Raw genomic sequence first — 13,048 nt, forward strand, 5'->3', positions numbered from 1 at the left:
TGACACACAGGTCGATGAACATGATTCAACGCCACGGTTACCGCGCTTTCATCCTGCATTTGCTGCTAGCACTGCTGTTGGCGCTGTTCGCTGCCCAAACGGCGCAGGCGGAGCGACTGCGCGACCTGGCGTCTTTCGTCGGTGTACGGGACAACGCTCTGGTGGGCTACGGCCTGGTGGTGGGTCTGGATGGTAGCGGCGACCAGACCACCCAGGCACCGTTCACCACGCAAAGCCTGACCAACATGCTCTCTCAGTTGGGTATCACCGTGCCGCCGGGCACTAACATGCAGCTCAAGAACGTGGCGGCGGTGATGATCACTGCTGAACTGCCACCGTTCTCGCGCCAGGGGCAGAAGATCGACGTGGTCGTGTCCTCGGTGGGTAACGCGCGTAGCCTGCGCGGTGGCACCTTGTTGATGTCGCCCCTCAAGGGTGCCGATGGGCGCACCTACGCCATGGCCCAGGGTAACGTGCTGGTCGGTGGGGCCGGCGCCCAGGCCGGCGGCAGCAGCGTTCAGATCAATCAGCAGGCGGGGGGGCGTATTACCAACGGCGCGACGGTGGAGGCGGAAGTCCCCCTGGTGCTCGGCGCCGATGGCACGCTTGACTTGCAGCTCGATACGTTTGACTTCGATACCGCTCAACGCGCCGTTACCGCGATCAACAATGAATTCGGCGCCCCGGTGGCTGCCGCCCTGGATGGCCGCGTCATTCGTCTGAATGCACCCATCAACAGCAACGATCAGGTGCGTTTCATGGCCCGGGTGCAGAACGTGGATCTGACCTTGGGTGAAGGGCCGGCACGGGTCATCATCAACTCGCGCACCGGTTCCGTGGTGCTGACGAGCGCGGTGACCCTGAACCGGGCCGCGGTGGCGCATGGCAATCTGTCGATCACCATCGATTCCAATCCTCAGGTCAGTCAGCCCAATCCGTTCGGTGGTGGCGATACCGTGGTGGTGCCCAACGCGGATATCAGCGTGGCTCAGGAAGGGGGTGCCTTGCAGATGATGGAGACCAGCGCCGATCTGGCTGACGTGGTCAGCGCCCTCAATGCCCTCGGCGCCACCCCGCAGGATCTGATGTCGATCTTGCAGGCGCTGCAGGCGGCGGGCTCGCTTCGCGCTGAACTGGAGATCATCTGATGAGTGCCGGCAATATCAACAGTCAGTTTGCCCTCGACCTCCAGGGGCTGCAACGACTCAAGCACACTGCCAGCAAGGCGCCTGGCGAAGGCCTCAAGGCCGCGGCGGAACAGTTCGAGTCAGTCTTTCTACAGATGATGCTCAAAAGCATGCGGGAGGCGATCCCGGAATCCGGCCTGATGGATAGTCAGCAAACGCGATTTTACACCGAGATGCTCGACAAGCAGTGGTCGCAGCATTTGTCGGGGCAGGGTATCGGCCTTGCGGAGCAATTGATCAACCAGTTGGAAGGTCGCGGCTTGGTGCCGAAGACGTCCAGCGTCAGTGAAAATCTGATCGCAGGTATCCCGCGCGGCACGCCGCGACTGCTGCATGGCGGTTTGAATAACGATGCGAACAACGCTGCGGATAAAGCAACGGGGGTGGCGCCAGCCAATGCGCCAGTGCGATTGGCGGATGAACTCGATCTCAGACCGCAAGGACCAACGGTCACTACGCCGAGCGACCCTGTACTGGGTCACCCGCCTGAGCGGCCCGATCATGTAGCCCAGTTCCTGAGCAAGCTCGAAGGCCCCGCGGAGCGGGCCAGTCGCACCACTGGTGTGCCCGCCAAACTCATTCTGGCCCAGGCCGCATTGGAAACGGGGTGGGGACGCCACGAGATTCCAGACGCGAGCGGCGGTAATAGCCACAACCTGTTCGGCATCAAGGCCGGAAGCCGCTGGCAGGGTGACACCACCGACATCACGACCACCGAATACCGAGGTGGTCGTCCAGTGCAGCAGGTCGATCGTTTCCGCGTCTATGGCTCCTTCGAGGACGCCTTTACCGATTACGCCCGGCTGATCGGCGATAACCCGCGCTACAGTGGAGTGATTACCGCTGCGGATGCCCCGGCGGCGGCCCGTGCCCTACAGAGCAGCGGTTACGCCACGGACCCAGCCTACGCCGACAAACTGATCGCGGTGATGGAGAGTTTCGGAACCACGGCTCCGCCCGCTACGGCGAGGGCCGATAGCGCGCCGAGGAGCGCTTTCTGAGCAAAAGGTGGTGGAAAATTGCATCCACCCCCTCAATATTGCGCGACCCCGGCCGATAACCCTAATAATCGCTAACTCGGAATGGACCCATGAGCCTCTTTTCCATCGGCCTTAGTGGCCTCAATACCGCACAAGCCGCCCTGCAGACTGCCAGCAGCAATGTCAGTAACGTCTTTACGCCGGGCTATAACCGCCAACTGACCCTGATCGGGGAAAACACCGTGGGTGGGGGCGTCCAGGTCAACGATGTACAGCGTCAGTTCAACAAGTATGTCGCCAATCAGCTCAATACCGCCACCGGGAATAGTGCAGCGCTGCAGGCTTACTCGAATCAGGTCAGCCAGATCGATAATCTGCTGGCGGATCGGGACGCCGGCCTGGCGCCGTTGATGCAGAATTTCTTCTCCTCTCTGGAAGATCTGGCCGGAGCACCCTCGGACCCCGCGGCCCGCCAGGGCGTGATCGGTACCGCCGACACCCTGACGGCCCAGTTCCGCTCCTTCGATAGCTATCTGGATGACATGCAGTCCGGCATCAACGGCAACATCCGCGACGAAGTCACTCAGATCAACAATACCGCCAAGCAGGTGGCCACGCTCAATCGCGAGATCGCTCTGGCCAAGGCCAAGACCGGGGAAGCTCCCAATAGCCTGCTCAATCAGCGCGATCATCTGGTTGCCGAACTCAGTAAGCGTGTCGGCGTTGATCTGGTCAATCAGGATGGCGACAGCTACAACCTGACCATCGGCAACGGCCAGCCCCTGGTGGCCGGCAGGCAGAGCTTCACTCTGGAAGCCGTCACCTCGCCGCTGGATCCTTCGCGGACCGTGGTGGCCTATCGTGATGCCGGCGGCAACCTGATGTCCCTCGATGAATCGACCTTCGAGAAGGGCACTCTCGGCGGGCTCATGACCTTCCGCCGCGAGACCCTGGACAAGACCCAGAATCAGATCGGTCAGATGGCCTTGGCCCTGGCCAACGAGTTCAATGCTCAGCACGCCCAAGGCCAGGATCTCAATGGTGACCAGGGAGAGGACTTCTTCAGCATCGGCTCGCCCCGGGTATTGCCTCATAATGACAACACCGGTAGCGGCGTTACCGTCGACGTGGCCTTCGTGGATAGTCGAAAAGTAAGTACCAGCGACTATGACGTGCGTTTTGAAGGGCCCGGTACCAGTGACATTGTCATTACACGTCGCGCCACCGGAGAGGAAATTCCCGCTAGTGAAATTACAACCACGGCAACGACACTGGCCTTCGATGGTCTGGAACTGACCTTGGGCGGAACTCCCGCAGCGGGCGATCGCTTTCAGATCCAGCCAACCCGGGATCTTGCCGGCACGTTAAAAAATGAGATCCGCGATACGTCCAAGATCGCAGCCGCGGATCTTGATCCTGGCAATGTATCCAACGGCGACAACCGCAACGCCTTGGCGCTGCAAAACCTGCAGAACATCGACATCGTCGGGGGTAATGCGAGCATCAGTGAAGCCTATGCCTCCATCGTCAGTGATGTGGGTAATCGTACCAACGTGGTCAAGGCCAACCTCTCGGCTCAGCAGGGGCTTACCGAGCAGCTTACTGCCGTGCAGCAGTCCGAGTCCGGGGTTAACCTGGACGAGGAAGCCGCCAACCTCATTCGTTATCAGCAGTATTATCAGGCCAACGCCAAGGTCATCGAGACCGGCGGCAATCTGCTCGATACCATTCTCAACCTGCGCTGAGCACCATTGTAGAGGCGACACCATGCGTATCAGTACCGTCACCATGTTCGAGTCTGGCCTGACGGCCATGAACCGTCAGCAGGGCAAGTTGATGCACGTCGATCAGCAGCTAGCCAGTGGGCGTCGGGTCGTCAACCCGTCCGACGACCCCCAGGCCGCTTCCCGGGCCGTCAATGTGTCCCAATCCATGGCGGTCAGCCAGCAGTATGCAGACGCCCGCATCAGCACGGGCAATGCCCTGGCCCAGGAAGAGAGCGTGCTCAACAGCGTCAGCGATGGTATCGCCAGCGCCAAGACTCTGATCATCCAGGCCAGCAGCGACACCCTGAGCGATGCCGACCGCGCATCAGTAGCAACGGAACTCAAGGGCATCTATGAAAACCTGCTGGGGCTGGCCAATACCACCAACGGCAACGGCACTTATCTGTTCGGTGGCTACAAGGACGATGCGCCGCCTTTCGTCAAAGAGAGCGGCGGGGTGGCATACAAGGGTGACTTGGGGGTGCGGGAGCAGCAGGTGGACTCCTCACGCAAGATGCCGGTAGGCGATAGCGGCGTGGCGATCTTCGAACGCGTGCATAACGGTGCAGGGTACGTCGCGACTGCTGGCACCAACAACGGTAGCGTGACCTTTACCGGGCCGACTCGGGTGGATGCGGCTGATTCAGGGTATGGTGATGGATATGCAATCAGTTTTGCAGACAATGCAGGTACTCTAGAATATACCGTGACTAACACGTCCACTGGCTCTACTGTGCCAGGGAAGGCAGGCGTGGAATACACTCCCGGCGAAACACTCTCCTTTGGTGGGCTGTCGATCACTCTTGAAGGTACACCGGTGGCCGGCGATACGATCTCCATGGCCAAGGCGGAAGATCAAAGTATCTTCTCCACCCTGGAAAGCGCCATTGCGGCTCTCGATGCCCCGGCTGAAACCGCCACCGAAAAGGCTGCGCGACGCAATACCCTGTCCACGGTCAGCCGTGAACTCGACAATAGTCTCGACAATGTCCTGACCGTGCGCGCCTCTGTGGGGGCACGGCTCAATGAACTCGATGTGCTGGACTCCGTGGGCGGCAATCGCTCCTTGAATTACGAATCGACCCTGTCCGATCTGGTCGATCTCGATTACGGCAGGGCGATTACCGATTACAAGATACGCCAGGTTGGCCTGCAGGCCGCCCAGAAGGTCTTTACTGAAATCCAGGGGATGTCGTTGTTCGATCGCTTGTAAAGGTTTCACCATTTGATGCCAGTCGGTTAAGCAGTCCGGCTGGCTTTTTTTGTTTAAATGTAGCCAAATCCGGAGAGACGGTCAGCGACAACAACATTCTTGGGAGTCACGATGAAACCTGAAACGATTGCCTTGCACCACGGCTATACCGCCGACGATCAACATGCGGTGGCGGTGCCCATCCATCAGACCACCTCGTTCTCCTTCGACAACGCCCAGCACGCGGCGGATCTTTTCGATCTCAAGGTCGAGGGCAATATCTATTCGCGCATCATGAACCCCACCTGTGCGGTGCTGGAGCAGCGTATCGCCGCGCTGGAAGGCGGGATCGCCGGGCTGGCGATGGCCTCGGGCATGGCGGCGATCACCGCGGCCATTCAGACCGTTGCGGAGACCGGTGATAATATCGTCTCCATCAGCGAGCTTTATGGCGGTACCTACAATCTGTTCGCCCACACCTTGCCGCGCCAGGGCATCCAGGTGCGTTTTGCCGACAAGGAAGATATCGCCGGTATCGAGGCGCTGATCGATGAGCGCACCAAGGCGGTGTTCTGCGAAAGTATCGGTAATCCCTCCGGCGGCGTCGTGGATATGGCCGTGCTGGCCGAAGCGGCGCATCGTCATGGGGTGCCGTTGATGGTGGATAACACCGTGGCCACGCCGTTTCTATGGCGACCCATCGAGCAGGGTGCGGATATCGTCATTCACTCGGCGACCAAGTACATCGGCGGTCATGGCACCACCGTGGGCGGGGTCATCGTGGACTCCGGCAAATTCCCTTGGGCCGATCATGCTAAACGTTTTGCGCTGCTCAACGAGCCGGATGTTTCCTACCATGGCATCAGCTATACCCGGGACGTGGGCGATGCGGCCTTCATCGCCCGAGCGCGGGTAGTGCCGCTGCGCAACATGGGAGCGGCATTGTCCGCTCAGGCTGCCTGGCAGCTGCTTCAAGGGCTTGAGACGCTGGCGCTGCGCATCGAGCGTATCAGCGACAACACGCTCAAGGTGGCCCGCTATCTGGAAGAGCACCCCCAGGTCAACTGGGTAAATTACGCCGGGCTGGAAAGCCACAAGGATCACGCCCTGGCCAAGCGCTACATGAACGGTCACGCCTCGGGCATCCTGAGCTTCGGCATTCAAGGCGGTCTGGAATCGGGAGCGAAATTTTACGACGCGCTGCAACTGATTCTGCGGCTGGTCAACATCGGCGATGCCAAGACCTGTTCCTCGATTCCCGCAGCCACCACCCATCGTCAGCTCAATGAAGCGGAACTCAAGTCCGCGGGCGTCACTGCGGACATGGTGCGGTTGTCGATCGGCATCGAGCATATCGATGATATCGTTACCGATTTAGACCAAGCTCTGGACGCCTCGCAAAAATAGAGTGGCCAATGGCACCGCTCAACCAAGCGGTGCCATCATTGCAATCAGCTCCTGCATGAACATGAAGCCGCGAGAGAACAGGCCCTCCAGATAGCGACCCAGGTCCAGCATCAGGATCATCAGCAGGATCAGCCCCACGGTGAGGGTCATCGGAAAGCCGATCGAGAAGATGGTCAACTGAGGGGCGGCGCGGTTGAGAATGCCGAGGGACAGATTGATGATCAAAAGCGAGGCGACCACCGGCAGGGCGAGCAGTAGACCAGCGGAAAAGATCGTGCCGCCATAGCGGGCCAGTATCTCGAAGGCGTTGGGATTGAACCCGCCCATGCCGATGGGCAGCGTATCGAAGGAATTGGCCAGGATTTCGATCACGATCAGATGACCATTGAAGGCCAGCAGCATCAATAGCGTGATCATGTAGAGAAAGCGCGACAGCACCATGGTATTCGCGCCGGTATCCGGCGAGAAGAAGGTAGCGAAGGCCAGGCCCATCTGCAGGCCGATGTATTCCCCCGCAGCCATCACTACCGCCAACACGACCCGCATGACTAACCCGATCGCGATACCAATCAGCATCTGCTCCACCATGATGCCCAGACTCGCCCAGGAGATGATGGGCACCGCGGGCAGTGGCGGCAGGGCCGGGGTAATCACCATTGTCAGCAGCAGCGCCAGGCCGATCTTGACCTGCCGTGGCACGCTGGAGTGGCCCCAGAGCGGGGCGGCCATGAGAAAGGCCGTCAGGCGGACGAAGGGCCACAGGAAGGCGATGAGCCAGCCCTGGAGCTGATCGAAAGTGACCTCGACCATGTCAGCCCAGCATCAACGGGATATTGCGAAACAGCTCGGTGGTGAAATGGGTGATCAACTGGATCAGCCAGGGGCCGGTCAGGACCAGTGCACCGAACACGCCGAGAATCTTGGGAATGAACGATAGCGTCATCTCGTTGATCTGGGTCGCGGCCTGAAAAAGACTCACCAGAAGGCCGATGCTCAGCGCCGTGAGGAGTAGCGGTCCGGCCAGGAACAGCGTGACCTTCATGCCTTGGTAGGCCGTGCTCATTACCATTTCCGGTGTCATGCAGCACCTCGGGATTGAAGAAAAAGAAGCATCAGATGTAGAAGCTCTCGGCCAGGGAGCCGATCAGCAGTTGCCAGCCATCCACCAGCACGAACAGCATCAGCTTGAAGGGCAATGAAATGGTTGCCGGCGGCACCATCATCATCCCCAGCGCCATCAGCACGCTGGCCACCACCAGGTCGATGATCAAAAACGGGATGAAGATGGTGAAGCCGATCTGAAATGCGGTCTTGAGCTCGCTGGTAACAAAGGCGGGCAGTAGCACGCGCATGGGGACATCTTCAGGCCCCTGAAAGGTGCCGGCATCCGCCAGACGCGCGAACAAGGCGATATCCGGCTCCCGGGTCTGACCGAGCATGAATTCACGAAACGGCTCGCTGCCCAGGCGCAGGAATTCATCGAAGTTGATCTGATCCGCGGAGAAGGGCTGCCAGGCAATTTCATAGACCTGATTGATCACCGGCGACATGACGAAGAAGGTCAGAAAGAGTGCCAGACCGAGCAACACCTGATTGGGGGGCGCCGACTGGGTGCCCATGGCGGTGCGCAGCAAGCCCAGCACGATGATGATGCGAGTGAATCCGGTCATCATCAGCAGAAGGGCCGGCAAGAAGGCCATGGAGCTGAGCAGCAACAGCGTCTGCAGGCTCAGCGACCATTGTTGACCACCATCTGCAAGAGGCTGGCTGATCACACCGGGTATGGCGGCCTGAGCCCAGCTTTCCTGGGGCCAGACCAGCATCAAGCCGATGAATAACGGTAATGCGAGCAGACGCGGGAGTAGCCGCAACGAGGTAGGCATCACGTATCACCCCCGGGCTTGCGGCGCTGGCCGGCAAAGCGTTCCTTGGTGTTCTGGCGTAGCGCAGACGCAAAGCGAGTGGCGAAGCTCTCGTTGCTCTCGCCGAGGCCCATCGCAGAGGACTCCTGGGCGACGTCTTCCTCCGGTGCCGGCATCTCATGCAGATGCGTGATCTGACCGCCCCCGACGCCAAGTACCAGCCAGGTGCCTTTCACATCGACGATGACCACCCGTTCACGCTGCCCCACGGCGGTGCTTGCGACCATTCTCAGGTGTTGTCCGCTGCCTTTGCGTCCCGGCCCCAGGCGCTTGAGAAGCGCGCTGCATATCAGAATGACGGCGATGACCACGGCCAGCGCCAGGGCAGTCTTGCCCAGGGTTGCCAGGCCGATCAGGGCATCGCCCTGAGCGCCACTGACGACATTTGCGGCGACCGCCTCAGTAGCGCCCTGGGCGCCGGAGGCCTGGAGTGAAGACGATTGACTCATCGATTGAGCTTCTGTACCCGTTCGGAAGGCGTGATGATCTCGGTGATACGGATGCCGTACTTGTCATCCACCACGACGACTTCGCCCTGGGCGATCAGATAGCCGTTGATCAGGATATCCATGGGCTCGCCGGCCAAACCGTCGAGTTCGATCACCGATCCCTGGGCCAGCTCGAGCAGTTGCTTGATGGTGATGCGGGTACGACCCAGCTCCACGGTCAACTTGACCGGGATGTCCATGATCATTTCCAGATCGCGAGCGGCACCACTCTCAAACCCACTGTTCAGCGGCTTGAACACCTGATCGCCGGCGGCGGTGGCCGGTGCGGCATCCTTGCTCTGAGGGGTATCGAACTCGTCCTCCGGCTCGGCTTCCGCCTGTTCGGCAAATGCCGCCGCCCAGGGGTCGTCTTCGTCCGCGTCGCTGCCGGCCTGTTCATCAGTGTCGGCACTTTCCTGCTCGGCCATAGCCTCGGCCCAGGGATCTTCCGAAGCGCTTGGATCGGGAGTGTTCTGGTCCTGGTTATTCACATCGGCCTCGTTTTGATCAGGCTTGCTTTGATCTGAGTTCTGATCGGGGTTCTTGGGGTCAGTCATTGTCGGATTCCTTGGCGCCGGGCATCAGACCGGGGGCGAACTTGTTGGTGGGGGCGACATGGTCGATCAGCTGGCGTACACGCAGTGCGCGCTGAGCATTCTGGCTGCCGAATTCACAGTTCATGACCGGCACGCCATCGACGCGTGCCGACACGATGTCGGGTAAATCGATAGGAAGCACATCACCCATCTTGAGCGACATGACCTGGCTGATACTGGCGGCAATCTCCACGAAATCGGCGACCAGCTCGATTTGCGAATGCCTGATCTCGCCGGCCATGCGCTGGCCCCACTGGCGATCCTCTTCCGCATTGTTGTCCGTGAGCGGACCGGAAAGGCGCTCGCGCATCGGCTCGATCATCGAATAGGGCATGCAGATCTGAAAATCGCTGGCAAGGTTGCCGACTTCCAGATGGAAGGTGCTGGTCACCACGATTTCGTTGGGCGAGCTGGTGATATTGGCAAAGCGAACCTGCATCTCCGAGCGCACGTAATCGATTTCCAGCGGGAAAACCGATTTCCAGGCATCCTGATAGGAGTCGATGGCCAGATGCAGCAGACGCTGAATGATGCGCTGCTCGGTATGCGTGAATTCGCGGCCTTCCGACTTGGTCAAGAAGCGCCCGTCGCCACCGAACAGATTGTCGACCACCATGAACACCAGATTGGGAGGAAACACCACCAGAGCGGTGCCTCTCAGCGGTTTCATGGTGATCAGATTGACATTGGTGGGCACCGGCAAATGCCGCGAGAAATCGCTATAGCTTTGATAGCGCACGCTCTCCACGGTGATATCGGCGCTGCGTCGCAGGAGATTGAACAGGCTCATGCGAAACTGACGGGCAAAGCGCTCGTTGATGATATCCAGCGCATGCAAGCGCTCGCGGATGATGCGGTGTTGAGTCGCGGGATCGTAGGGGCGGATGCGTGCCGCCGTCGATGAATCGCCACCATCGCCGGCTTCGTCATCGCCGCTGACGCCCTTCAGGAGGGCGTCTATCTCATCCTGCGAAAGCAGATCGTCTTGAGACATGGTGTCCCTATTGCACGATGAAGTCGGTGTAGAGCACGTCGTCGATCGCGAGATCCGGCTGGGGATCACTGAACGGCTCATCGAAAAGTGCCAGAATCTCGCTGGCTACGGCTTTCTTGCCTGCCGGGCGCGTCAATTCTTCCGCATTCTGGTCGGACAGCAGAAGAAGAAGCCGGCTGCGAAGCTGAGGCATGTTCTGCTCGATCAGGCCAGCGGTCTCTTCATTGCCGACCTTGAAGGACAGGCCGATGTACAGAAGACGCTGCTCGTAATTATCGCTTTGCACATTGACGGTGAAGGGCGAGACGGTCACGAAGATCGGTGTCGGGGCAACGACCGCCTTGGCTTCCTCTTCTGGCTGGTGGTCATCGGCATTGGCCGGAGTGTTCAGATCCAGCAGGTAATACACGCCGGCGGAACTTGCCATCGAGATCACGATGATCACGATGCCGAGTAGCCACCAGGGCTTCCCGTTTTTTTTCTCAGATTGATTCTTGGCCATAGTGGGTGTTCGCCATCGTTGATCGGTGATTGCAAGAGGATTATGGCGGCAGCACGGTCGTTGATATGGACGGAAAAGGCTGCCGATATGAGCTCATCTTTAGCTTTTGCTACATTCTCGATGGATGTCATCGGCAAAACGCCCGGATCGTTGAGGACGAGCCGGGCGTGGGAAGTATTACAGTGATCGCTTAGGCGTAGAGGTTGACCCGACCGTTCATATCGAGGTTTTGCGGGGTCATGATCAAGGACTCCGATTCATCGCTTGCTGCAGTGCCTACCGACGAATCCGCCAGCAGGGCGCCGTCCTGTTCAGCCGATTGATCATCCCCGCGCTGTTGGTGCTGACCGACCATGGCTTCACCGAGCTGAATGCCGCTTTCCGCAAGCGCTTCACGCAGCTGAGGGATGGCCTGCTCGATAGCGGCGCGTACATGGGGATTGGCCGAAGAGAACTGGGCCTGAGCCAGATGATCGTCCATCTTTAGGCTGATGCTCACCGGTCCAAGTTCCGCTGGATGCAGGTAAAGCTCGACGCGTTGATTGCCTCGCTGGTGCATCGATACCAACTGCTGCCCTAATCCCTGCTGCCATTGAGCGGAGGCCAGCGGGGCAGTGAGCGTTGGCTGACTGATGCCTTGAGGCTGACCGGCGATCTGCGAAGACGTGCCGGGTGCGCCCGTGCCCGCCGCGGGTATTCCCTGGCCGATGAAGGCTTCCGAACCGCCGCGTCCACCCATGCCGGCGTCATTGCCACTAGCGGTGGCAATCGCCTCGACGAAGGTGCCGATTGGCTGAGTGCCGGTTGCCGTCATGCCGTCTTGAGTCAGAGCGCCCGCTTGAGACAGGGCGCCCGCTTGAGACAGGGCGCCGGACTGATTTTGCGACGTCAGTGTTTGATGGCGAAGGGCGCCGTTGTCGAACGCGCGCCTCGCGACAGCATCGCCCAGCCCCTGATTTGCCAGCGTGAGTGATTCGTTGCCTGCCGGTGCGCCATTTCCTTGCTGAGCCTGGGCGATGAGATCCAGGCGTTGACGGATCGAGGCAAGGCCAGGCATTTCGTCCGGCTTCCCGGTTGCGCCGATGGATTGGCTTGCCTGGGTGCCACCCTTCAGAACACTGGTCTGGGCTTGAATGTCGTTGCCCAGGATAGTGGCGATGTGCTGTGCAAGGGGCGTCAATTCCGCCGGGGTTGGCATCCCGCTGGTCATGGCATCGATGATGGACGCTTCTTCTCCGGATAATTCGATGCCGGATTCGAGCTTGTCCAGCAGCTTTTCGAGAGAAGCGTTGCCCGTCGTACCGCCCAGAACCGTTCCTCCGTGCCCCTTGACCGCAGCATTGCCACTGGCGATCAGCGACAACGCATTTTTAGCGGTGCCCGAGTCTGCGTCGCCAAGCGATTTGGACGAATGGCCGGCTTGTTGATAAAGCTGAGCGAATTTGGCGCCATTCCCGGAGTCGCCCTTGGCGTTCTGAGTCACGGGGGAGGCCCCTTGGGGGGTAAGCAGTTGTGAAATTTCCATGAAGCGACGCCTCCTCAGTGGCTGGAACCGGAGTGTTCTTGTTGTGCCCGGCGACGAAACCGCATGCCGGCGCTCATTTCATCCGCCATCCGCTGCTCGCTGCGTGTCCTGCGTTGGCGCTCGGCGATATCGCGACGGTCGACTAGGGTGTCGTAGGCGGATAGCCGGCGCTGCTCGCTCTGCCAGCGTAGTTGTCCCTGGGTCAATTGGGCTTCGCGCTCGGCCAGGGTGTGGCGTGAGCGCGCGATGGCGTTGTCCAGGGAAAGTAGAAATTGCTGATAGTTGCCCCAGCTATCGGGGCCAATGCCGGATTCCATGGTCGTCTGCAGTTTCTGACGGTACTCATGACGGTACTGCAGCAGCGTGTCGAGCTGCATCTTGGCTTCTTGTTGAGCGCGACGCAGACCCCCCAGCTCCATACCGGCATTGTCCCGGGAATCCCGGGCCAAAGTGATCAGAGTGTCCAGTGGTGTCGATTTTGTCATGATG

At 59.9% G+C, this 13,048-nt stretch carries 14 protein-coding genes; 5 read left to right on the forward strand and 9 right to left on the reverse strand.

Annotation, left to right across the window (positions count from 1 at the left end; genetic code table 11):
• Positions 1-20 precede the first annotated feature (20 nt).
• From ACPF7Z_RS16550 to ACPF7Z_RS16570, 5 genes are all read left to right on the forward strand, one after another.
• Positions 21-1,148 (forward strand): flagellar basal body P-ring protein FlgI, encoded by a 1,128-nt coding sequence (locus ACPF7Z_RS16550; RefSeq protein ID WP_425194361.1) that lies wholly within the window; start codon positions 21-23, stop codon positions 1,146-1,148.
• Positions 1,148-2,188 (forward strand): flagellar assembly peptidoglycan hydrolase FlgJ, encoded by a 1,041-nt coding sequence (gene flgJ, locus ACPF7Z_RS16555; protein WP_425194362.1) that lies wholly within the window; start codon positions 1,148-1,150, stop codon positions 2,186-2,188. Before ACPF7Z_RS16550 ends, flgJ begins: the two co-directional genes overlap by 1 nt.
• A gap of 89 nt (positions 2,189-2,277) precedes the next feature.
• Positions 2,278-3,912 (forward strand): flagellar hook-associated protein FlgK, encoded by a 1,635-nt coding sequence (gene flgK, locus ACPF7Z_RS16560; protein ID WP_425194363.1) that lies wholly within the window; start codon positions 2,278-2,280, stop codon positions 3,910-3,912.
• 22 nt (positions 3,913-3,934) lie between these two features.
• Positions 3,935-5,146, forward strand: a complete 1,212-nt coding sequence (flgL, locus tag ACPF7Z_RS16565; protein WP_425194364.1) for a flagellar hook-associated protein FlgL — start codon at positions 3,935-3,937, stop codon at positions 5,144-5,146.
• A gap of 111 nt (positions 5,147-5,257) precedes the next feature.
• The gene (locus ACPF7Z_RS16570; protein WP_425194365.1) at positions 5,258-6,532 is read left to right on the forward strand and encodes an O-acetylhomoserine aminocarboxypropyltransferase/cysteine synthase family protein; all 1,275 of its coding nucleotides are present in this window, start codon (positions 5,258-5,260) and stop codon (positions 6,530-6,532) included.
• Positions 6,533-6,550: 18 nt separating this feature from the next.
• On the opposite strand, the gene fliR is transcribed toward ACPF7Z_RS16570, so the two are convergent.
• From fliR to fliJ, 9 genes are all read right to left on the reverse strand, one after another.
• Positions 6,551-7,342, reverse strand: coding sequence for a flagellar biosynthetic protein FliR (gene fliR, locus ACPF7Z_RS16575; protein WP_425194366.1), 792 nt, complete (start codon positions 7,340-7,342; stop codon positions 6,551-6,553).
• A gap of 1 nt (position 7,343) precedes the next feature.
• Positions 7,344-7,613: a flagellar biosynthesis protein FliQ gene (gene fliQ, locus ACPF7Z_RS16580; RefSeq protein ID WP_425194367.1), complete on the reverse strand. Its 270-nt coding sequence runs from the start codon at positions 7,611-7,613 to the stop codon at positions 7,344-7,346.
• A 31-nt stretch (positions 7,614-7,644) separates the two neighbouring features.
• Complete coding sequence (gene fliP / locus ACPF7Z_RS16585; protein WP_425194403.1) at positions 7,645-8,355, reverse strand: flagellar type III secretion system pore protein FliP; 711 nt, start codon at positions 8,353-8,355, stop codon at positions 7,645-7,647.
• A gap of 59 nt (positions 8,356-8,414) precedes the next feature.
• Complete coding sequence (gene fliO, locus ACPF7Z_RS16590; protein ID WP_425194368.1) at positions 8,415-8,903, reverse strand: flagellar biosynthetic protein FliO; 489 nt, start codon at positions 8,901-8,903, stop codon at positions 8,415-8,417.
• Entirely contained in the window at positions 8,900-9,499 is a 600-nt protein-coding gene (gene fliN / locus ACPF7Z_RS16595) for a flagellar motor switch protein FliN (protein WP_425194369.1), read from the reverse strand. The genes fliO and fliN overlap by 4 nt, the downstream gene beginning before the upstream one ends.
• Positions 9,492-10,532 (reverse strand): flagellar motor switch protein FliM, encoded by a 1,041-nt coding sequence (gene fliM, locus ACPF7Z_RS16600; RefSeq protein WP_425194370.1) that lies wholly within the window; start codon positions 10,530-10,532, stop codon positions 9,492-9,494. Before fliM ends, fliN begins: the two co-directional genes overlap by 8 nt.
• Before the next feature lie 7 nt (positions 10,533-10,539).
• Positions 10,540-11,034, reverse strand: coding sequence for a flagellar basal body-associated protein FliL (gene fliL / locus ACPF7Z_RS16605; RefSeq protein ID WP_425194371.1), 495 nt, complete (start codon positions 11,032-11,034; stop codon positions 10,540-10,542).
• 190 nt (positions 11,035-11,224) lie between these two features.
• Complete coding sequence (locus tag ACPF7Z_RS16610) at positions 11,225-12,559, reverse strand: flagellar hook-length control protein FliK (protein ID WP_425194372.1); 1,335 nt, start codon at positions 12,557-12,559, stop codon at positions 11,225-11,227.
• A 14-nt stretch (positions 12,560-12,573) separates the two neighbouring features.
• On the reverse strand, positions 12,574-13,044 hold the full coding sequence (gene fliJ, locus ACPF7Z_RS16615) for a flagellar export protein FliJ (RefSeq protein WP_425194373.1): 471 nt from the start codon (positions 13,042-13,044) through the stop codon (positions 12,574-12,576).
• Between the last annotated feature and the right edge of the window lie 4 nt (positions 13,045-13,048).

The organism is Halomonas sp. GXIMD04776 (genome assembly GCF_049808615.1).
Classification (GTDB): Bacteria; Pseudomonadota; Gammaproteobacteria; order Pseudomonadales; family Halomonadaceae; genus Modicisalibacter.

Bases quoted from the DNA above. Each gene is read 5' to 3' on its own strand.
- ACPF7Z_RS16550 (WP_425194361.1), top strand. From the start codon at position 21: ATGATTCAACGCCACGGTTACCGCGCTTTCATCCTGCATTTGCTGCTA.
- flgJ (WP_425194362.1), top strand. From the start codon at position 1,148: ATGAGTGCCGGCAATATCAACAGTCAGTTTGCCCTCGACCTCCAGGGG.
- flgK (WP_425194363.1), top strand. From the start codon at position 2,278: ATGAGCCTCTTTTCCATCGGCCTTAGTGGCCTCAATACCGCACAAGCC.
- flgL (WP_425194364.1), top strand. From the start codon at position 3,935: ATGCGTATCAGTACCGTCACCATGTTCGAGTCTGGCCTGACGGCCATG.
- ACPF7Z_RS16570 (WP_425194365.1), top strand. From the start codon at position 5,258: ATGAAACCTGAAACGATTGCCTTGCACCACGGCTATACCGCCGACGAT.
- fliR (WP_425194366.1), bottom strand. From the start codon at position 7,342: ATGGTCGAGGTCACTTTCGATCAGCTCCAGGGCTGGCTCATCGCCTTC.
- fliQ (WP_425194367.1), bottom strand. From the start codon at position 7,613: ATGACACCGGAAATGGTAATGAGCACGGCCTACCAAGGCATGAAGGTC.
- fliP (WP_425194403.1), bottom strand. From the start codon at position 8,355: ATGCTGGTCTGGCCCCAGGAAAGCTGGGCTCAGGCCGCCATACCCGGT.
- fliO (WP_425194368.1), bottom strand. From the start codon at position 8,903: ATGAGTCAATCGTCTTCACTCCAGGCCTCCGGCGCCCAGGGCGCTACT.
- fliN (WP_425194369.1), bottom strand. From the start codon at position 9,499: ATGACTGACCCCAAGAACCCCGATCAGAACTCAGATCAAAGCAAGCCT.
- fliM (WP_425194370.1), bottom strand. From the start codon at position 10,532: ATGTCTCAAGACGATCTGCTTTCGCAGGATGAGATAGACGCCCTCCTG.
- fliL (WP_425194371.1), bottom strand. From the start codon at position 11,034: ATGGCCAAGAATCAATCTGAGAAAAAAAACGGGAAGCCCTGGTGGCTA.
- ACPF7Z_RS16610 (WP_425194372.1), bottom strand. From the start codon at position 12,559: ATGGAAATTTCACAACTGCTTACCCCCCAAGGGGCCTCCCCCGTGACT.
- fliJ (WP_425194373.1), bottom strand. From the start codon at position 13,044: ATGACAAAATCGACACCACTGGACACTCTGATCACTTTGGCCCGGGAT.